Annotated in this window: 21 protein-coding genes and 1 pseudogene; 19 read left to right on the forward strand and 3 right to left on the reverse strand. The window is 37.9% G+C overall.

The annotated features are described in order from the left end of the window. Window positions 1–128, forward strand: a pseudogene (locus VB711_RS22830) (Uma2 family endonuclease); the annotation flags it as partial. Window positions 129–246: 118 nt separating this feature from the next. On the opposite strand, the gene rpsF reads toward VB711_RS22830, so the two are convergent. Then, window positions 247–573: a 30S ribosomal protein S6 gene (gene rpsF / locus VB711_RS22835; RefSeq protein ID WP_323288636.1), complete on the reverse strand. Its 327-nt coding sequence runs from the start codon at window positions 571–573 to the stop codon at window positions 247–249. 516 nt (window positions 574–1,089) lie between these two features. Here rpsF and VB711_RS22840 point away from each other — a divergent pair. Next, entirely contained in the window at window positions 1,090–1,869 is a 780-nt protein-coding gene (locus VB711_RS22840) for a fumarylacetoacetate hydrolase family protein (RefSeq protein ID WP_323288637.1), read from the forward strand. On the opposite strand, the gene VB711_RS22845 is transcribed toward VB711_RS22840, so the two are convergent. Together VB711_RS22845 and VB711_RS22850 are read right to left on the reverse strand one after the other, a co-directional pair. Beyond that, entirely contained in the window at window positions 1,866–2,345 is a 480-nt protein-coding gene (locus VB711_RS22845) for a Tic20 family protein (RefSeq protein ID WP_323288638.1), read from the reverse strand. The two genes, VB711_RS22840 and VB711_RS22845, sit on opposite strands and share 4 nt — an antisense overlap. A gap of 81 nt (window positions 2,346–2,426) precedes the next feature. Next, the gene (locus VB711_RS22850; protein ID WP_323288639.1) at window positions 2,427–2,624 is read right to left on the reverse strand and encodes a hypothetical protein; all 198 of its coding nucleotides are present in this window, start codon (window positions 2,622–2,624) and stop codon (window positions 2,427–2,429) included. A 143-nt stretch (window positions 2,625–2,767) separates the two neighbouring features. Between VB711_RS22850 and glyA the strand changes: the two genes are divergently transcribed. From glyA to VB711_RS22935, 17 genes are all read left to right on the forward strand, one after another. Beyond that, complete coding sequence (gene glyA / locus VB711_RS22855) at window positions 2,768–4,051, forward strand: serine hydroxymethyltransferase (protein WP_323288640.1); 1,284 nt, start codon at window positions 2,768–2,770, stop codon at window positions 4,049–4,051. Between the two features lie 133 nt (window positions 4,052–4,184). Continuing rightward, entirely contained in the window at window positions 4,185–5,435 is a 1,251-nt protein-coding gene (locus VB711_RS22860; protein ID WP_323288641.1) for a competence/damage-inducible protein A, read from the forward strand. A gap of 441 nt (window positions 5,436–5,876) precedes the next feature. Then, window positions 5,877–7,283, forward strand: a complete 1,407-nt coding sequence (locus VB711_RS22865) for a glycosyltransferase family 4 protein (RefSeq protein ID WP_323288642.1) — start codon at window positions 5,877–5,879, stop codon at window positions 7,281–7,283. Between the two features lie 180 nt (window positions 7,284–7,463). Further along, on the forward strand, window positions 7,464–7,889 hold the full coding sequence (locus VB711_RS22870; RefSeq protein ID WP_323288643.1) for a hypothetical protein: 426 nt from the start codon (window positions 7,464–7,466) through the stop codon (window positions 7,887–7,889). A gap of 64 nt (window positions 7,890–7,953) precedes the next feature. Next, on the forward strand, window positions 7,954–8,907 hold the full coding sequence (locus tag VB711_RS22875; RefSeq protein ID WP_323288644.1) for a GDP-mannose 4,6-dehydratase: 954 nt from the start codon (window positions 7,954–7,956) through the stop codon (window positions 8,905–8,907). 81 nt (window positions 8,908–8,988) lie between these two features. Beyond that, window positions 8,989–10,041, forward strand: a complete 1,053-nt coding sequence (locus VB711_RS22880; protein ID WP_323288645.1) for an NAD-dependent epimerase/dehydratase family protein — start codon at window positions 8,989–8,991, stop codon at window positions 10,039–10,041. Window positions 10,042–10,153: 112 nt separating this feature from the next. Beyond that, window positions 10,154–10,606: a DUF29 domain-containing protein gene (locus VB711_RS22885; RefSeq protein ID WP_323288646.1), complete on the forward strand. Its 453-nt coding sequence runs from the start codon at window positions 10,154–10,156 to the stop codon at window positions 10,604–10,606. 121 nt (window positions 10,607–10,727) lie between these two features. Then, complete coding sequence (locus VB711_RS22890) at window positions 10,728–11,177, forward strand: DUF29 domain-containing protein (protein WP_323288647.1); 450 nt, start codon at window positions 10,728–10,730, stop codon at window positions 11,175–11,177. 66 nt (window positions 11,178–11,243) lie between these two features. Further along, entirely contained in the window at window positions 11,244–12,098 is an 855-nt protein-coding gene (locus tag VB711_RS22895; RefSeq protein ID WP_323288648.1) for a DUF2887 domain-containing protein, read from the forward strand. Between the two features lie 92 nt (window positions 12,099–12,190). Beyond that, complete coding sequence (locus VB711_RS22900; protein WP_323288649.1) at window positions 12,191–13,033, forward strand: DUF2887 domain-containing protein; 843 nt, start codon at window positions 12,191–12,193, stop codon at window positions 13,031–13,033. Between the two features lie 253 nt (window positions 13,034–13,286). Continuing rightward, window positions 13,287–14,159 carry an ABC transporter permease gene (locus VB711_RS22905; RefSeq protein ID WP_323288650.1) on the forward strand — a complete coding sequence of 291 codons (873 nt, stop codon included), beginning with the start codon at window positions 13,287–13,289 and terminating at the stop codon, window positions 14,157–14,159. Window positions 14,160–14,182: 23 nt separating this feature from the next. Further along, window positions 14,183–14,620 (forward strand): DUF29 domain-containing protein, encoded by a 438-nt coding sequence (locus tag VB711_RS22910; RefSeq protein WP_323288652.1) that lies wholly within the window; start codon window positions 14,183–14,185, stop codon window positions 14,618–14,620. Between the two features lie 79 nt (window positions 14,621–14,699). Continuing rightward, complete coding sequence (locus VB711_RS22915) at window positions 14,700–15,092, forward strand: nucleotidyltransferase domain-containing protein (protein ID WP_323288653.1); 393 nt, start codon at window positions 14,700–14,702, stop codon at window positions 15,090–15,092. A 206-nt stretch (window positions 15,093–15,298) separates the two neighbouring features. Next, the gene (locus VB711_RS22920; RefSeq protein WP_323288654.1) at window positions 15,299–16,543 is read left to right on the forward strand and encodes an ABC transporter ATP-binding protein; all 1,245 of its coding nucleotides are present in this window, start codon (window positions 15,299–15,301) and stop codon (window positions 16,541–16,543) included. Then, window positions 16,544–17,674: a UDP-galactopyranose mutase gene (glf, locus tag VB711_RS22925; RefSeq protein ID WP_323288656.1), complete on the forward strand. Its 1,131-nt coding sequence runs from the start codon at window positions 16,544–16,546 to the stop codon at window positions 17,672–17,674. Window positions 17,675–17,793: 119 nt separating this feature from the next. Continuing rightward, window positions 17,794–18,627 (forward strand): glycosyltransferase, encoded by an 834-nt coding sequence (locus VB711_RS22930; RefSeq protein WP_323288658.1) that lies wholly within the window; start codon window positions 17,794–17,796, stop codon window positions 18,625–18,627. 206 nt (window positions 18,628–18,833) lie between these two features. Next, window positions 18,834–20,933 (forward strand): CapA family protein, encoded by a 2,100-nt coding sequence (locus VB711_RS22935; protein WP_323288660.1) that lies wholly within the window; start codon window positions 18,834–18,836, stop codon window positions 20,931–20,933. Window positions 20,934–20,942: the final 9 nt, after the last annotated feature.

Genomic DNA, 20,942 nt, shown 5'->3' on the forward strand with positions numbered 1-20,942 from the left:
AAGAAGCTAGTGCTGCTACTGAACGAGCAATTATGGCTGAACAAGAAACCAGGGAAGCCAAACGAAAAGTAGAACAATTGGCAGAACGTTTGCGTCAGTTAGGGATAAATCCAGATGAATTGGGTTAATTGCTTGACTATTCCCTAAAAAAGGGCGAAAATCAAATTTTTTCTTTATTTCTTCATCTTTCTTGAAAATTGATGAGTAATGAATTTGTCAATTCAAGACCCATCACTGAAAACTTGTTTAAGCGGTTACAGGAATCGCAGCAGGTTTTTCTAAAGGAACATCTTGCTTAATGGTCAAATAGCGAATCACTTCTTCACTCAAACGCATACTCCGTTCAAAAGGAGCGATCGCTGTTGGTGGGGCTGTATAGTTAAATTGGATGTAGATACCATCACGGTGTCTTTTGATTTCATAGGCCAGACGACGCTTGCCACGATTTTGAATCTCGATATTTTCAGCACCCTGTTCGCGCAAAAAATTGGCGTATTTGGTAACGGCCTGCTCTACCTGTTCTTCTCCCAACTCAGGGCGCAGAATGTACATTGTCTCGTAAACTGTCGTCATATATTTTGAATTACCTTATGGACAAAAGGGCTGCTTTTGGTTAATTTATACAAGTTTTTTTACTAATTACTTGCCTAAATCAACATCTGAAGCAACAAGGAATTTTTACACCTTTTTTATTATATCACATATATTAACAGATTACAATTATCCAACTCCCTTAATCTTCCCATTGGCTAAGTAAGAGTCCTCTACTTATTCAGCTAAAGATACCCTAGTTGTACCCTTACCGAGTAGGTTTATAATCTTAGCAGTTTTAAATTTAAATCATTTGCAAAAAGGCAGGAGTTAGGAGGCAGAGGGCAGGAGGTGGAAGTATCAATAAAAAGTTTAGTTCTGGGTCTAAAGCCCAGTTTTAAAAAGGAATTATACCGAGATGCGTAGCGCAAGGTATAAAGTATCATTACCTCAAGCCCATTCTTTTAAGGGTGGGTTCCTCCTGCCTCCTGCCTTTGCCCTCCTGCCTCCTGAACAAACCTACCGAAATTTAAATCGCTAAGGATATTAACCAAAATTATGGCGCAGCGTTACGTGCGAGTTCAAACTCAAGAAGGAAAGATTTACTATGGGTTACTACAATTATCCTTCAATGTGCAAGTATTGGATGCTCCACCTTGGCTAGATGGTCAACCAACAAATCTCACCTTAGAACCCGATAAATATCGAATTATCGCTCCTTGTTCACCTTCAAAAATCGTGGCTGTAGGCAAAAATTATGTAGATCATGCGGCAGAAATGGGAACTTCCGTACCGGCTGAACCCCTGCTCTTTCTTAAACCACCTACAGCCATTATTGCTTCGGAAATGCAAATTAAGTACCCTCCACAGTCGCAACGGGTAGATTATGAAGGTGAGTTAGCATTAATAATTGGCGATCGCACCTGTGATTGTACCATCGAATCAGCCCAAACCAAAATTTGGGGTTACACCATCGCCAATGATGTTACAGCCAGGGATTTACAAAAAAGCGATGGTCAATGGACAAGAGCCAAAGGATTTGACACCTTCTGTCCCCTTGGTCCTTGGATTGTCCGAGAATTGAACCCAGGAGCTAGATTGCAGACTTTTTTGAATGATAACTCTCAGCCAGTGCAATCTGCCTGTATTGATCAAATGGTATTTTCCCCAGATTTTTTGGTGTCTTATATCAGTAAAGTGATGACCCTGATGCCTGGAGACATTGTACTAACAGGTACACCTATGGGGGTAGGGGCTTTGCAAGTGGGCGATCGCATCCGTGTAGAAATAGAAGGAATTGGTCGCCTAGAAAACACAGTTATTCACCGTTTAACCTAGCGCACCTGCGTATAAACAGCATCAGAAATCGCCGGAATTTCGGCATAACGTCCGATTATCGACTGAAAAACCGAATAACCTACTGCCGCCAATATTCCTAGAAAGACAGTGTTGGCTAAGGTTTCTATGGCAAAACCAGCACCAGGAACATAACCCAAAATTCGTAACAAAATGATCGATAAGGATATCACAATATTCAAAAGAATTGCTTGCATGGTATTGAAACGAATAAAATGATTAATCTTTTCATTTCTTACCACCAAGACAAACAAGGCGAAAAACAGGATTAGTTGGCCAATCTGTCCCAGGCTACCATAGACTATTAGCACTGGCTGTAGAGGCAGAAATAAGACCGCCAATAATGGAAACTGCCTCAACAAAAAGCTACCGACAATTAGACATTCAATCAGAGGTAGCAAATAAGGCAAACAAGCAAAGATCCGGTCAGGAACCGTAATAGAACCGCGCCAAGACATTGTGAACTCTCCTCTGACTAAATTTAAACAGCTACTTGAGCTTAGAATAACGCAGTTGCTTGATATTGCTAGGAAATAAAATTATTTTATATTAGCGATGCGAAAACCCATCATACACTCATACTGCTCTGGCTGCTGTTCAGTGCATTTTTGGATAGTTTGACCGCAGCGTAACTGACCTCCATACCAACGAGGCTGACCATTGCCATTAGCTAGTAAACAAGACTGGCAAACCCTCTCAGGGGAAAAAATTTGATCATCCATTAAAATGACTAGCATCGGAACCTCCTGTAAACTTTAATTGCTGTTCACATTTGATTGAGCAAGATAAACTGGGTAGATTAGCAACTATAAGACTGTGATTTAGGTAATGTACCTAGCTAAAATCTATTGTTTTACCAACTTCTCCAAGGATAATTAAAGTGACCAAAACTAACTCAGACCTACTAAAATCCTCCGACCCTGCTATCAACGAGTTAATTAACCAAGAACTACAGCGTCAACGTGACCACTTAGAATTGATTGCTAGTGAAAATTTTACCTCTGCGGCTGTATTAGCAGCCCAAGGTTCAGTATTGACAAATAAATACGCTGAAGGATTACCTGGTAAACGCTACTACGGCGGTTGTGAATTTATTGACAAAATCGAACAAATAGCCATTGACCGCGCCAAACAGTTATTTGGTGCTGCCCATGCTAACGTACAACCCCATTCTGGCGCCCAGGCAAATTTTGCTGTATTCCTGACATTACTACAACCAGGAGACACAATTATGGGGATGGATTTGTCCCACGGGGGACATTTAACCCACGGTTCACCAGTCAACGTGTCGGGTAAGTGGTTTCAAGTGCGACACTATGGAGTTAGTCAACAAACAGAAGAACTAGACTACAACCAAATCCGTGAACTGGCATTGAAAGAGCGCCCTAAACTCATAATCTGTGGTTATTCCGCCTATTCCCGGATCATTGACTTTGAGAAATTCCGTAGCATTGCCGATGAAATTGGTGCTTATCTTCTAGCTGATATTGCCCATATTGCCGGATTAGTAGCTACAGGTCATCATCCCAACCCAATTGATCATTGTGATGTAGTCACAACAACCACCCATAAAACCTTGCGTGGACCCCGTGGCGGCTTGATTTTGACCCGTGATGCAGAATTGGGCAAAAAGTTGGATAAATCGGTTTTCCCTGGTACTCAAGGTGGACCCTTAGAACACGTAATTGCTGGTAAAGCCGTCGCTTTTGGCGAAGCCCTTAAACCAGAGTTTACAGCTTATTCTGCCCAAGTAATTGACAATGCTCGTGCCTTAGCCAGCCAACTACAAAATCGAGGGTTTAAATTAGTATCTAATGGGACAGATAATCATTTAATTTTAGTAGATTTACGTTCTATTGGCATGACGGGGAAAAAGGCAGATCAATTAGTTAGTGGTGTGAATATTACTGCTAATAAAAATACAGTACCATTTGATCCAGAATCACCCTTTGTTACCAGTGGTTTAAGACTGGGTTCTCCAGCTATGACTACCAGAGGTTTGGGAGTGGTTGATTTTACTGAAATTGGTAACATTATTGCCGATCGCCTGTTATCTCCAGACTCAGAAACAGTAGCCCAAGAATGCTTGGGACGAGTAGAGACATTGTGCGATCGCTTCCCATTATATCCCCACTTAGAAATTCCAGTTCCAGTCCTAGCCTAAAAAAATAGTAGATTTTAGATTCTGTGAGTCTAAAATCTCAACTTATCGATCACGGATTTAATGGATTACACAGATGACACGGATTTGAAGTTTACCCATTACCCATTACCCATTACCCATTACCCATTACCCAATGAGTGCAGAAATTATTTGTGTAGGTACAGAATTACTGCTAGGAGATATTCTTAACAGCAACGCCCAATTTATTGCCCAGCAGTTAGCCCAACTAGGTATTCCTCACTACTATCAAACCGTCGTGGGGGATAATCCAGAAAGACTCAAACAAGTTATTGAAATTGCAGCTTCCAGAGTAAAAATTCTCATATTTACAGGTGGACTTGGACCCACACCCGATGATCTTACCTGTGAAACCATCGCTGATTTTTTTGCCACTGCCTTAGTAGAACAGCCAGAAATTATTGAAGATATAACCCAGAAATTCGCCCAACGTGGTCGATTAATGGCTTCCAGCAACCGCAAACAAGCCTTAATTCCCCAAGGTGCAGAAATTTTACCCAATCCCACAGGGACAGCGCCCGGTATTATTTGGCAACCACGACCCGATTTAACTATTTTGACCTTTCCTGGTGTACCTAGCGAAATGCACCGAATGTGGACAGATACAGCCGTTCCCTTTCTCAAAAGTCAAGGTTGGGGTCAGGAAATTATCTATAGCCGTAGTCTAAGATTTTGGGGTGTTGGCGAATCTACCTTAGCAGAACAAGTTAGTTCCTATTTAAACTTACCCAACCCAACAGTAGCCACCTACGCCGGAAAAGGTGAAGTAAGAGTGCGAATTTCTGCCAAGACAACTTCCTCAATCACCGCAGAAAATTTAATTGCACCCATTGAACAGCAAATTAAAGAAATTGCAGGCTTAAACTATTATGGTGCTGATGACGATACATTAGCATCTGTAGTTGGTCAACTATTGCAGTCATCAGGAACAACTCTATCCGTAGCAGAATCATGTACTGGAGGTGGGCTAGGGCAAATACTGACAGAAACTCCTGGTAGTTCTAATTATTTTTGGGGTGGGATAATTTCTTATGCTAATTCGGTGAAAGTGCAGCTATTGGGAGTCAAACCAGAGGATTTAGAGAAATTTGGGGCTGTGAGTGCAACCGTAGCTGAACAAATGGCACTGGGGGTAAAAAATCGCCTCTCTACCACTTGGGGGTTGAGTATTACGGGAATTGCCGGACCGACTGGGGGAACAGAGACAAAACCCGTGGGTTTAGTGTACATCGGTTTAGCTGGACCAGAAGGAAAAGTTGAAAGCTTTGAATGCCGATTTGGAACAAAGGAACGTTCTTTTATTCGGTACTTAAGTGCTTGTACTGGATTGGATAAATTACGGCGTAGATTATTGACAAAGCAATAATTACTATCATTAAGTATTTTCTCAAGATAACGAAGATAAGATAAAATACCCTTTGACAAATTATTAAACTCTGTTATAACAGTGAAAAGTTGGACAAACTTAGATAAATCCCTTTTTTAAACCGATTTTTACCCTCAGTATTGATCAAATCATTTTTGTTTAATTAGTGGAATTTACATAATAAGGCTAATGTTAATTTTACATTTACCACATAATTCAGGAGGTTCAAAAATGAGTATGTAAATTAAACCCACTGAACTTTGGTCTTTTTGTTTAAAGTGGACAAAATTTTCCGGTTGATGTATTTATTCTCCTGTCAAAAGAACTATCAAGCGTCGATAAAAGTTACTAAGAATACAAAAACTAGAAGGTTTCAAAAGTTATTCCCCTGAATAATTGCCATCAATACTAAAATTTCTCGATAGATAGGAAACGATAATTATGGCATTCTGGCCGAAAAAGATTACTATATCCAAGGCAACAAAATCCCCAAATCATCTAATACCAGAAGTAATCCACACAAATAACGTAGGTATTGAAACCGAAGCAATCTACAGAGAAAAAATTCTGACTAGATCGGCAATATCTCCGATAGAAACAGATAATAATCGAAAATCTAGACGTAATAAATTACTTAAAACCTCTGTAATAACAGAATTTTTTCCACCAGATTATGCTGCTACTGGACAGTTAATTGAAGAATTAGTCAAACAACTAGAGCAGCAGGGAGCTAATATTGAAGTATTTACAGGGCAGCCAGGGTATGCGTTTTCAACTGCGAAAGCTGCCGGAGTTGAACAATTAGGATATATTCGGATTCAGCGATCGCGATCTACTCAACTGTGGCCAGGAAGAATTAGAGGCAAAGCCGTCAGTGGTGTATTATTCACATTACGAGCCTTTCTGCATATTATCAAAAACTTCCGTAAACACAACGTATTTTTATTAACATCAGCCCCCCCATTTTTGCCAATTGCCGGATATTTGGCGCGATTGTGTTTTGGAGTATCCTACGTTTGTTTAATATACGATCTATATCCAGATATAGCGATCGCTTTAGGCGTAGTAGGAGAAAATCATTGGCTGGCAAAGTTTTGGTGCGAACTTAATCGGAAAGTTTGGAGTCAAGCCCAAAGTATAGTAGTTCTCAGTCCAGCCATGAAAGAACGAGTCATAGCAATTTGTCCAGAAATAGCCGACAAAGTAGCTGTAATTCACAGTTGGGGAGATCCTGACTTGATTGTTCCCATGGACAAAGAAAATAATTGGTTTGCGAGAGAACATAAATTAGTTGACAAATTCACCGTCCTATATTCTGGTAATATGGGTAGGTGTCACGACATGGAAACCATCTTAGAAACTGCTAAAGAATTAAAAGATGAACCAATTCAGTTTGTCTGCATTGGAGGGGGAGCCAAACGGGATACTCTGATCGAAGAAGTACATCGCTTAGGACTAACCAACTTCCTATTTTTACCCTATCAAGACAAAAAAGTGCTGCCCTATTCTTTGACAGCTTGCGACTTGTCTTTAGTTAGTGTAGAACCAGGCTTAGAAAGTTTAGTTGCTCCCAGCAAACTTTACCCAGCCCTAGCAGCCGGATTACCCGTAGCTGTGATTTGTCCAGAAAATTCCTACTTGCGTGAGATAATTACTGAGGGCAAATGTGGAATCACCGTAGAAAATGGCGACAGCATCGGCCTAGCTCAATTTATTCGCTTATTAAATAGCGATCGACAGTTAGCAGTAAAAATGGGAAAATCATCCCGCCAGTATTTACAGTCAAACTTTACCCCACAAATGATCGCCAAACAATATCTCAGAGTTTTGCAACAAGCAATATTTTAGAGGGTTAGAGGTATTACCTATCAAAAACCTAAATATGCTAGGATGCTGGACAAATCAATAGAAAATAAAATAAATCAAAAATTACAACAGGAGTTGGACTTTGATGGTCGTTTAGATCTCAGTCCCTCCCAAGCAACCTTCCTTTGATCTGTGTGTATCAAATTTATGCGGGAGGCCAAAGTGCAGAGAAGGTGTGACCGAAATCGGAATCGTTCTAAAAGAAGAGCCATTTACTGTCCAATTCATGGCTGCTACTTAGATAGTGTCAGTCAAAAATACAGACTATTTGCCCAAACTCCAGGACAACTACAAGAAAGGGGGGTAAAGCGTAGAGAAGCCTTAATGTTAGTAGCAGCGAAAACCACAATTCCCCTAGATGGAGAGTGGTTAGAAGGATTTTGGTGTGAAGAATGCCAGGAAACCAAATGGTATCATGTAAGGAAGCACCAATCAAATTATGAATTATCAATTGCCCCACTCGAACTTTGGCAACAAGCAACAGGAGTAATTCATCCCCATCACAATCCTTCAGTGGGAGAATTTACCCTCAGACAATCCCGAATGCTTGGTTACAACGGTGTAAAAGATTTCGGCTTTATTAACTAACAATCACCCCAACCAATTACAAAACACCCAAAAGCGTTTAGATACCTTATTTTAAGTCAATTGGATGAAAAAAGCACTGATTTGTGGGATATCGGGTCAAGATGGAGCTTACCTAGCCCAATTGCTACTCAATCGAGGTTATAGCGTCTGCGGCACTTCGAGAGATGCCCAAGTCTCCCCATTTCACAACCTAACTGCTTTAGGGATTAAAAACCAAGTAAAACTAGAATCAATGTCATTAACAGATTTTCGTAGTGTTTTACAGATCCTCACGAAAATCCAACCCGATGAAATCTACAACTTAGCAGGACAAACTTCCGTCGGTTTATCATTTGAACAGCCAGTAGAAACCCTAGAAAGTATAGCCACAGGCACACTGAACTTATTAGAAGCAATTCGCTTTCTGGGAGCACCAACCAAATTTTATAACGCTGGTTCGAGTGAATGTTTTGGAGATACCGGCGAAATACCAGCAGAAGAAACAACTCCATTTCGACCTAGAAGCCCCTATGCTGTAGCTAAAGCAGCAGCCTTTTGGGAAGTAGCAAACTATCGAGAAGCTTATGGCTTATTTGCCTGTTCAGGTATTTTGTTTAACCATGAGTCTCCCTTACGTCCAGAAAGATTTGTCACACAAAAAATAGTGGCCGCTGTTTGTCGCATTGTCCAAGGTTCCGCAGATAAGCTGTATTTAGGCAATATGTCCATACAAAGAGACTGGGGGTGGGCGGAGGAATATGTTGAGGCTATGTATTTAATGCTGCAACAAACCCAACCCGATGATTATGTAATTGCTACGGGGGAAAGCACCTCCTTAGAAGATTTTGTCGCGGCAGCATTTGCAGATGTCAATTTAGACTGGCATGATTATGTAGTTGTTGATACTAGCTTATTAAGACCTACAGATTTAGCAGTAGGTAGGGCTAATCCAGCTAAAGCCAAGTGTCAACTAGGTTGGCAAGCAAAAAACAAAATGCGAGATGTAGTGCATAAGATGATAAAAGCCAGATTAGCCTAGATAGGAATAGAAATTTACATCGCCCGTATTTTTATATTCAATGTAAATTACCATCAAATATTCTCTAAATAAATAATCTCAATGAAAACATTACTTGTAACAGGTTCTTCAGGACTAATTGGTTCTGAGGTTTGTATTTACTTTGCTAACCAAAACTGGCTAATTCATGGCGTTGACAACAACCAAAGAGCAGTATTTTTTGGTAATCAAGGAGACACAAGGTGGAATCAAAATCGGTTACAATCCACCATCAAAGGTTTTGTTCATCATGAGCTAGATATACGCGATCGCCAAGGGGTACTAAAATTAATAGAGAGTATCCAACCAAATGCGATCGTCCATACCGCAGCCCAACCTAGCCATGATCGCGCAGCAGCCATTCCTTTTGATGATTTTGATACCAATGCCGTAGGGACGCTGAATTTGCTAGAAGCAACCAGACAATTTTGTCCAGAATCGCCCTTTGTGCATATGTCCACCAATAAAGTTTATGGCGATCGCCCAAATACAATTAAACTTAAAGAATTAGATACCAGATGGGATTATGATGATCCCACATATAAAGATGGTATTCCAGAAACTTTTAGTATTGATCAGTCAAAACATTCCTTGTTTGGTGCGTCTAAAGTTGCCGCAGACGTAATGGTGCAGGAATATGGACGCTATTTTAATATACCAACTTGCTGTTTAAGAGGTGGATGTTTAACAGGACCAAATCATTCAGGAGTTGAGTTACATGGCTTTTTAAGTTATCTAGTTAAGTCCAATTTGGAAGGTAGAGAATACAAAATTTTCGGTTATAAAGGTAAGCAAGTTCGTGATAACATCCATTCCTTGGACGTGGCACGGTTTATTCAAGCATTTATTGACAATCCCCGCATTGCAGAAGTTTATAATTTGGGAGGAGGTAAAGATAATAGCTGCTCAATTTTAGAAGCATTTAGTTTAACTGAAAAATTCAGTGATAAACCGATGGTTTATACTTATGTGCCAGAAAATCGCATTGGTGATCATATTTGCTACTATTCTGACTTAAAAAAGATGCGAGAACATTATCCTCAGTGGGATATTACAATTTCTCTAGAAGAGACAATAGGACAAATAGTTGAATCTTGGCTACAACGTTTAAATTGAGAAGCCAGATTTTTGAGCGATCGCTTAGAATAGCAGTAGACATAACTTGACACCGAAAAACATATCTGATTTGTCAACCCATCCAAAAAAAAGCATCATTAGTAATGAAGTCATGTCAGTAAATAACGAGAAGGTGAATTTATACGAAACTGACTTTAATCTTTGGGTAGAAGAAACTTTAACCTTATTACGCAAAGGAGATATTAGTGAATTGGATATAGACAATCTGATAGAAGAAATTGAAGACATGGGGAATAGTCGCAAGGATGCGCTAGAAAGCAATTTAATTAGGGTTTTACAACATCTACTCAAGTGGAAATATCAACCACAAAAACGCACTAATAGCTGGAAAGCATCCATTACAGAACATTCCTTACGTTTAAATAAAGCATTGAAAAAAAGTCCGAGCCTGAAATCTTATTTTGAAGAAGTTTTTGCTGAATGTTATCATGATGCGAGATTAATTGCTTCTCAAGAAACAGGTATAGATATCTTTGTATTTCCAGAAATTTGTCCTTTTAGCAAAGTAGATGTGTTAAACCCTCAGTATTTACCTGATAACTAAAACTAATTTATTCAAATTACGGTTTGTGTGAAAAAGAGCAGAGTTCTATTAATTGTCAGATTATGCAATACCAATTCTCTTGAACTATTTGATTAGCCAACAGAGTATAGGGATGGTGAAAATGGAAACTAGGCTGTATGAAGAAGACTTTTTCACTTGGACTTACCAACAATCGAATTTACTGCGTCAAAGACAATTTGATCAGTTAGATGTGGCACACTTGGTTGAGGAATTAGAAGATTTGGGAAATCGTCATTATGATCAATTAGAGTCCCGTCTAACCCAATTAATTGCCCATCTACTGAAATGGCAAGTTCAGCACTGGCGACGTTCTAATAGTTGGCGTGCTAGTATAAGAGTACAGCGAACGGGGATTGATAAGCTTCTACGACGTAATCCTGGGTTAAAGTCTCGTGTTGAGGAGGCAATGATAGAAAGTTGGTTAGAAGCGAGGGATTTAGCGATCGCTGAGACAGATTTACCAGACGAAAATTTTCCCAAAAATTGCCCATATTCTTGGCAAGAAGTCACAAATCCAGAGTTTTGGCCAGATCCCAAAAAAATAGTTTAATTAATTCCATCGGTAAGGTTGAGTAGAGCGATCGGTCTATAGTAATAGATAATATAATTATGAAATATGAAAACTGATAAACTATTTTACCGACTATTTTTATCTCAACCAGGTTTAATTGCCGAATTAATTCCAGAAATTCCCAGAGATTGTAAATTTACCTACAGTGCGCCGGGAGTAAAAGAAAAAGGGTTTGAAATAGATGGACTATTAACACCCACAGCCAATGATCTGAGCTTACCTCTGATATTTATAGAAGCACAAATGCAGAGAGATCCCAGATTTTATGGGAGGTATTTAGCAGAAACATTCCTGTATTTACATCAGTATAACGTCAAGCGACCTTGGTATGGATTATTAATTTTACCCAATCGGAAAGAGGATTTAGGCTCAGAAATTCCCTACCAGGAACTGTTAAAAAATCAAATCAAAAGGCTATATCTTGAGGATTTGTTAACGTTAACAGATTTGAGTCCAAATCTAGCATTGTTGAAGTTACTGGTAGTAAATGAAGAAGATGCAGCAACCTTAGCACAGTCTATTATTAACAGTGCGGAAACAGAGGAAGAACTCCGACGGCGTTTAGATTTGGTAGAGGCTATACTTGTTAATAAATTCCCCCAACTCAGTACGAAGGAGATTTTGGAAATGCTTAACCTTAAAACAGCAGATGTAACCCAAACACGGTTTTATCAGGAAGTATTTCAAGAGGGACAGCAAGAAGGACGACAAGAAGGACGACAAGAAGGACAAACTGATTTAGTGCTTCGTCTTTTGAATCGGCGTTGTGGGGTGTTGTCTCCAGTCCAAGAAGAAAAGATCAGAAGTTTAGACATAGAACTGCTGGAGATTTTAGGAGAAGCATTATTAGATTTCACAGCGATATCGGATTTAGAAGCATGGCTTTTAGAAAAATTGTAGATAAGTCTAAAAATTTAGATTTTTAAGGTCAAGCTCGTAATTATTAGTTTTTCTGATATTTTATAGTCTGTAGGGTAAGTCAGAATGAAATTATGAAAACTGATAAACTATTTTACCGACTATTTTTATCTCAACCAGGTTTAATTGCCGAATTAATCCCAGAAATTCCCAAAGATTGTAAATTTACCTACAGTGCGCCGGGAGTAAAAGAGAAAGGATTTGAAATAGATGGACTATTAACACCCATAGCCAATGATCTGAGCTTACCTCTGATATTTATAGAAGCACAAATGCAGAGAGATCCCAGATTTTATGGGCGGTATTTAGCAGAAACATTCCTGTATTTACACCAGTATAACGTCAAGCAACCTTGGTATGGATTATTAATTTTACCCAATCGGAAAGAGGATTTAGGCTCAGAAATTCCCTACCAGGAACTATTGAAAAATCAAATCAAAAGGCTATATCTTGAGGATTTGTTAACGTTAACAGATTTGAGTCCAAATTTAGCATTATTGAAATTACTGGTAGTAAATGAAGAAGAAGCAGCAACCTTGGCACAGTCTATTATTAACAGTGCGGAAACAGAGGAAGAACTCCGACGGCGTTTAGATTTGGTAGAGGCTATACTTGTTAATAAATTCCCCCAACTCAGTACGAAGGAGATTTTGGAAATGCTTAACCTTAAAACAGCAGATGTAACCCAAACACGGTTTTATCAGGAAGTATTTCAAGAAGGACAGCAAGAGGGACGACAAGAGGGACAAACTGATCTGGTGCTTCGTCTTTTGAATCGGCGTTGTGGGGTGTTGTCTCCAGCCCAAAAGGAAAAGATCAGAAGTTTAGACATAGAACGGCTGGAGATTTTAGGAGAAGCATTATTAGATTTCACAGCGATATCGGATTTGGAAGCATGGCTTTTAGAGAAATTGTAGACTGATGAGAGAATACAGCAATTTTAGGCGTTGCTGATTTTAAGGATGAAAATAATTAATTTTGCATAGATTAAAAAACCTTGTAGGGACGTTCTTTGTAGGGACGCTCCATGGAACTTCTCTACATCGCAAAATCATACAGTAATTCAGTAAAGTCTAATTTTATTCGCACTCGGCAATATGTCAATATTGTGACACAATACTAAATATATTCATCAAGTTTTTTAAACAGTAATTGCTATAGAGGTGTAGATTGAGAAAACTTAGTAAATCTAGTCAGATTCCTATTAGAGTTGTTTATACACCAGAAAGTCGTATTCGTCATCCTTTGATACTTTTCAAAGAAATGTGGCGAGATTTGTTAGCCTCACGGGAATTAGCGTGGCGGTTGTTAGTACGAGATATTAGCGCTCAATATCGTCAGTCCTTGCTTGGTGTCTTATGGGCATTTTTCCCACCGATTATCACAGCATTGGGGTTGGTAGTTGCTAAAAATGCTGGGGCTGTAAATATTGGTGTCACCGATATTCCTTATCCGGCCTATGTGATGTTTAGTATGTCCCTATGGCAGACCTTTGTAGAAGCTTTGAGTGGACCATTGGCGGCTGTAGGTAGTGCAAAACCAATGCTGGCTAAAATTAATTTTCCTAGAGAAGCAATTATTTTAGCTAAATTAGGGGAAGTATTTTTTAATTTTGGCATTAAGTTAATATTAATTGTAGGCTTGTTCATTTGGTTTAAAATTCCTATTACATGGAGTGTGATTCTAGCACCCATAGCTTTGATTCATTTAGTAATATTAGGAACAGGAATTGGACTCGTCCTTGCTCCTCTAGGGGCTTTGTATGGAGACGTGGGCAGGGTGATACCGTTAATTGTTACTCCTTGGTTGTTGTTGACTCCTGTAATTTATCCGGTTCCTAAAGAGGGGTGGTTTAGTACGGTGGTGAACTGGAATCCTGTCACACCATTGTTAGTCACAGCTAGGGATTTGGCGACAACTGGAGTGGTATCTGATCCTAGTGGGTTTTGGATCGCCAGTGGTTTGAGTTTTGGTTTATTATTATTAGCATGGCTTTTGTATCGTTTATCAATGCCGTTTCTTATTGAGCGTATGAGTTCATAAAGGTTTTATTTCACTCGTTTTTTATGGTTAATTCACTTCATGACACAGATTTTAATCTTTGGCTAGAAACAACGGTAAGCCTTTTAGAACAAGGTGCATTTCTTCAATTAGATATTAAAAATCTAATTGAAGAAATAGAAGATATGGGGAGAAACGATAAGCGGGCTTTAGAACAAAATTTAATTAGGGTTTTGCAACATTTATTAAAGTGGAAATATCAACCAGAAAAACGAACTAATAGTTGGAAAGCCTCTATTACTGAGCATTCTTTACGATTAAATCGGGCTTTTAAACAGAGTCCTAGTCTAAGGAAATATTTTGACGATGTATTTGAAGAATGTTATAGTGATGCTAAGTTAATTACTTCTCAAGAAACAGGACTGGAAGTTGGTGTTTTTCCAGAAGCATCTCCTTTTGCAAAAGTTGATATTCTCAATCCCCAGTATTTACCTGATCAATAGTATTAATTACCATTAGCTCTTGGTTTTAAGGTATGTTGTTCACCTGTTGGTATCACATTATAAACTAAGTAAAAAAATCATGTATGTTTCTAAGGAAAATCCAGATCAATTTGACTATAAGCAAGCAAGGCGTTTTTTGCAAGAAAAGCAAGATGTTTTGAAAGCTAGTCGTTTTGAATTATGGAAAAAAGCACAAGAAAATTGTCAGAACATCATAGAACTGATAATTAACAAATATCAACCCCAACAAATTATCCAATGGGGATCGATACTAGAACCTAAACATTTTTCTGAAGCTTCTGATATTGACTTGGCAGTTGTAGGATTAGATTGGATGACTTTTATGCAAATGTTCGCGGAAGCAGAGGATATAGCTATATTTCCTTTAGATTTAGTTCGATGGGAAACACTCCACGCATCTTTTCAAAAAATCCTTTTAATGAAAGGTAAAATTATTTATGAAAAGAGATGAATTATTATTGCTAGTGGGTGAAATCAAAGAAAGCAAAGTTGTACTCAGCCAAATACATGATTTATATATAAAGTTCCGGATGCTGCCAATATGTTTTTTCGTTGGATTTTGTATCGTCTACTAATACCGTTTACTATTAAGCGGATGATTAGCTGATGCCTAAAAAATAATCGTCGATTCTTTTAATATCTTTAATTAAATTTCCTATGACTTCATCAGTTTTAAATGAAGATATGGCTGAACATGAACGGGGTGACTCGGAGATTCTTGTATCTGTACAGGGTGTATCAAAGCGTTTTTGCCGCAGTCTCAAAAAGTCATTGTGGTATGGGTTGCAGGATATTGGTTCGGAAATATTAGGGCGTAAATATGAGCATGAGTTAAGACCTGATGAATTTTGGGCAGTCAATGATGTTAGTTTTGAGTTAAGAAGGGGGGAATGTTTAGGTTTAATTGGGCGTAATGGCGCAGGAAAAACAACCCTTTTAAGGATGTTAAATGGCTTGATTAAGCCTGATAAAGGTAGAATTGAAATGAGAGGTAGAGTCGGGGCTTTAATTGCTCTAGGTGCTGGTTTTAACCCTATATTGACGGGAAAAGAAAATATTTATGTTAATGCTTCAGTTTTGGGATTAAGCAAAAAGGAAATTGATAATAAGATTGATGAAATTATTGACTTTGCAGAGATTGGTGATTTTATTGATTCACCAGTACAAACTTATAGTTCAGGAATGCAGGTAAGATTGGGTTTTGCTATTGCTACAGCCTTAAATCCAGATATACTAATTTTAGATGAAGTGCTTGCTGTAGGAGATGCTGCATTTAGATTCAAATGCTATAGAAAAATAGATAGTTTACTAACAAAAAGTGCGGTAATATTTGTTTCACACAATATGCCTGATGTTCAGAGAATATGTAATTATTCAATGCTCTTGTCTTTTGGTCAAGTAGAGTATCTGGGAGAGAAGGATAAAGGTATAGTCGAATACCAAAAAAGAAATTTTGTAACCGACTCTAAAGGCGATGGCTTTTGTAATGTTTATGATCCCATTAAATCATTTAGGATTTATTCTCCAAAAATTGCTAAATTCTATGAGCCATATTCATTAAAAATGATAGTTGAGTCAAATCAGTCAGTTAATGATTTCAGCATAATTGTAAATTTTTTTAATCCCTATGGTGAGTATGCTTGCAATGTTATTAAAAAATCTTCTGAATTTGGCTTAATTATTCATAAAGGGAAGAATATTTGGTCAATTACAATAATGACATTACCAATCAAAACAGCTAAGTATAGATTGGCTTTTCATCTACTTCATAATAATGCTTTTATAGCTTCACATTCAAAACTACATGAAGTTGAAGTAATTGGTGGGAATATAGCCTCAAACAGTGACTGTATTTTGGAAATCCAAAATTGGACAGAAATTAATGAAATCGAGGTTGTTTAAATGAAATTTGATTGGTTGATCGTCGGTGCTGGATATTCTGCTTGTGTTTTAGCAGAGCGAATTGCTACCCAGTTAGGATTACGGGTACTAATTGTAGAAAAGCGCAATCATATTGGTGGAAATGCGTATGACTATTACAATGAGCATGGAATCCTTGTACATAAATATGGTCCTCATATTTTTCATACCAAATCGAGCAAAGTTTGGCACTATTTATCGCAGTTTACCGAATGGCGACCGTATTATCATCATGTACTTGGAGTGGTTGAAGGAAAAAAGATACCTATCCCATTTAATTTGAATAGCCTTTATGATTTATTTCCACCACGCTATGCTGAGAAGTTGGAAGATCTGTTATTAGAGAATTTTGGTTTTGGAGTTAAAGTTCCCATCTTAAAATTACGTGAAAACACAAACAGTAGTCTTGATTTCCTAGCAAATTACATCTACGAAAACGTTTTTCTAAACTACACACTAAAACAGTGGGGGATGAAGCCAGAGGAATTAGATAAAAATGTGACTGGCAGAGTTCCCATTTATATCAGTCGTGACAACCGTTACTTTCAAGATCCTTATCAGGCTATGCCTAAGCTCGGCTACACGGAAATGTTTAGTCGTATGTTATTTCACCCAAATATTAAGCTCCTACTCAATACAAAATATCAGGAAATTATTGATGACGTTAAGTTTGATCGGTTGATTTACACTGGTCCAATAGATGAGTTTTTTGATTATATGCATGGAGAACTACCATATCGTAGCTTGCGTTTTCAATTCGAGACACTAGATCAAGAATGGTATCAAGAAGTATGTCAAGTAAACTATCCTAATGACTATGAAATTACCCGTATAACCGAGCAAAAATATTTTTCGGGACATCCTTCCCCTAAAACTACTTTGGTGATGGAGTTTCCGGAAGCTTATGTGCCTGGAAAAAACGATCCTTACTATCCTATATTGAATGAGGCCAATCGTAACCGTCTTAGTCTTTATACTAGCGAGGTCGAAAAACTTAAGAAAAGTGTTTGTTTTGTAGGGAGGTTGGCTGACTATAAATATTATGATATGGATCAAGCTGTATTAAGGGCATTGCATGTATTCGAGAAAAGTGTTGTTAATTCAACAGAATGATTTCGCTTATATTTTTATGTTGTGCAAACAGAAAGCAAAGTTGCCTTTTTGTTTATTTACAGCTTATTTTTTAGTTTCACCAATTAGACTTCCATCTTAACTCAACTTTAGAAAAAATTATGGGTAGTAATTTAGCTGTTTTTGTATTTTCCCCTGGCGAAAATCATATTCGTTATCTAGAACGGGTATTTGATAGTATTGCCGATACCATTAGGATAGATTTTAAATTTTGTGTCTTTTTGCCAAGAACTGATATAAAAGTCAAATCAAAGTATCCTATATGCACTAAGACTATAAGTCCTGAAGATATTATATTATGTCAGGACTTGTATTACCAAGAAGGTAGAGCCGATATACCATCTTTTGCGGCTTATGCCCAATTGTTCTTGCCAAAATACTTTTCGGAGTATTCTTCTTTTTTGTTCATGGAGGTTGACCAGATCGTAAGGAAGGACTTGGCACCTCTTTGGCAGCAATGTGTTAATGATGATGTAAAACTAGGTGCAGTGAGGAGTCAAGGTGTAGATGGTTCGTATTTAGCACCACCTGATAGTTTTAAGAAGCTACACCCAGATGGCTGTTATCACAATATGGGAGTCGTTTACGTTAACACTAACTATTGGAATCAGAATGACTTCTTCAATAAGTGCATTTATGAATTAAAACTCCAAAAGGATAGTAGTGGTGAGCGTCTAGATTTTTATGCTCAAGGAGCAATGAACAATGCGATTCATCAATATGTGTCTGATTTAGACCATAAGTATAATGTAACTGGTCTGGGGTATCAAGAAAATATACAAAAAGAAATCTTAGAAGGTGCAGCTATCTTGCATTGGAGCGGTTCTCGCAAGCCATGGCATCCTGATGGTATGTATAAAAACTTTTACTATAATAATTATCGAGGAGGATTATTGAGTATAATAGAAAAGTTCGGGTTTATGTTTGTGAAATGACTTCTTGTCCTATGGCAGGCTGTTACAAGGTACAGAGTCAGAAAAAACTAGGAAAATATTTTGACTTTGATCGTACTACTTTTAAACTTCTAATACTTCCATTTCCATATCTGGAAAAATCATGTTGATGTGGATACACATTTATCATCCTTGATTGCAGATTGTCGTAATCCTATTAAAGTTAAGATAACTAAAATACCACAAATATGGCTTCTAGGTTGCAGAAAAAAACGTTGATTTGTCTCGGAGATTTCTGTTTATCAACTGATCACACAGAACAATTCCTCAAAGAGCAGAAAATTAATCCATTTGAAGAATCTAGGAAATCATTTAGGGATGATGTTGCGTTTATCGCTAACCTAGAATGTCCATTTACAGATCAGACTCAAGGATTACCTTATAAATGGGCAAATTTAAAAGCATCTCCTGAATTACACTGGGTTCTCGATGGGTTATCAATGGCAGTGCTTGGCAATAATCATATTTCCGATTTCGGAGATCGAGGTGCTGAAGATACTCAAAATCTACTTAAAAGTAAAGGTATTGAGTCCGTTGGCTATGTTGGCACAATGACTGAGGCGATGAAACCAGCTTTTCTTAACCTTGGTGATCAGTGTCTTGGTGTGGTTTCTCTATGTTGTCCTACTACCAATGGTGAAAATTTAGCGACTCATCTTACTCCGGGGGTTGTTCCGCTAGGAATGCAAACACTTAAACAAGCAGTGGAAAGAGCAAAAGATAAATGTGATGCTCTATTAGTTTATCTCCATTGGGGTTGTGAGTGGGTTCACGATCCCGCACCCGATCAATTACGATTAGCTAGATATGCTATTGATTGCGGTGCGGATGCGGTTGTAGGTTGCCATTCCCATACAATCCAGAGTTACGAACAGTATAAAGGACGCTGGATCTTTTATGGGTTGGGTAATTATCTGTTTCGCGCTGGTTTTGCTCAACAAGTTTTAGCAGATGGTAGTATTAACAAAATTCCCCTAAAACTAGATCCCCCTAACAGAGAATCTCTAGCCCTACAATTCTCTATTATATCAGATCAAGGTGAAGGAAGATTAGCCTTAGAGTCTGTTCAGGCAATGCGCTTTGGAGATGATTTGATTCCTCGTGCAATCGCCTTTGAGGAATTGACCTTTGATCTTAAAGCCTGTAATGCTCGTTTAAATGACTATACCAAAAATAACGTTATCTACCTTCAAGATCCCAGTGAACCTACCTTTCGTAGTGTCCTTCGCAATGGAGTTCTTGGCTATTGGTACTCTCAAGAATCAATTATTTCTTTACCACCAGAAACTATCAAGATACGTTTAAAAACAATTGCAAGAAAAACGATTAATTGCCCCCAGGGGGCAATTAATAAATTAAATCGTATTATTTTAAAAGCCAGAATAAAACTAAAATGGTTCAATGATAAATTACATCTACCCTTAACATCAGAACATTACGAACTTTATAACATTATTCATAGACACTATTGGGATCAACTCCATGATTTTCCTAACTTAATTAACTGTCGTGATTTTAACGATAAAATCCAATGGTTAAAACTCTTTGATCAAAGTCCAGAAATTATTCGTTGCTCAGATAAAATTTTGGTTCGTGACTATGTAAAAGAAAGAGTAGGTGAACAATATTTAGTCAAACTATATCAAGTTCATAATCATTTCTCAGAAATAGACTTTGATAGCTTACCACAATCTTTTGTAATCAAAGCTAATCATGACTGTGGTACAGTCATATTAGTAAGGGATAAGTCAAAATTTGATTATCAATCCGCCGCCCTTAAAATTGAGACATCACTCCAACAATCATACGGCTGGCAAAACGGGGAATGGGCTTATAGTTATGTTCAACCTAAAGTTTTGGTTGAAGAGTTTATTGAACCAGAAAATTCTAAGCCACCACCAGACTATAAATTCTATTGTATTGAGGGAAAGGTTAAATTTGTTCACTATATTTATGATCGTGGTATTGATCCCAAAGAACAAACCGTTGAGCCTGAAGCTAATGACTTAGCAACAGAATTATACCCGAGTTTCAAATTAGGTACAGGTTTCAAAAAACCCGCTGTTTGGAAACAGATGATTTCTGTAGCAGAAAAATTGGGTAAAGGCTTTAAATGTGTAAGAGTGGATCTATATTGCTCATATGATCAGATTTATGTGGGTGAGATGACTTTTTGGCCTATGGCTGGATGTTATAAAGGAGAAGGACAGAAAAAACTTGGAAAATACCTCAATTTTGATCGTACTACTTTTAAGCCATTATTGCTTAATGTTCTTCAAAAACCATAAAATCTAAGT

This window comes from Cronbergia sp. UHCC 0137 (assembly GCF_034932285.1).
In the GTDB taxonomy this organism is placed as follows: Bacteria; Cyanobacteriota; Cyanobacteriia; order Cyanobacteriales; family Nostocaceae; genus Cronbergia.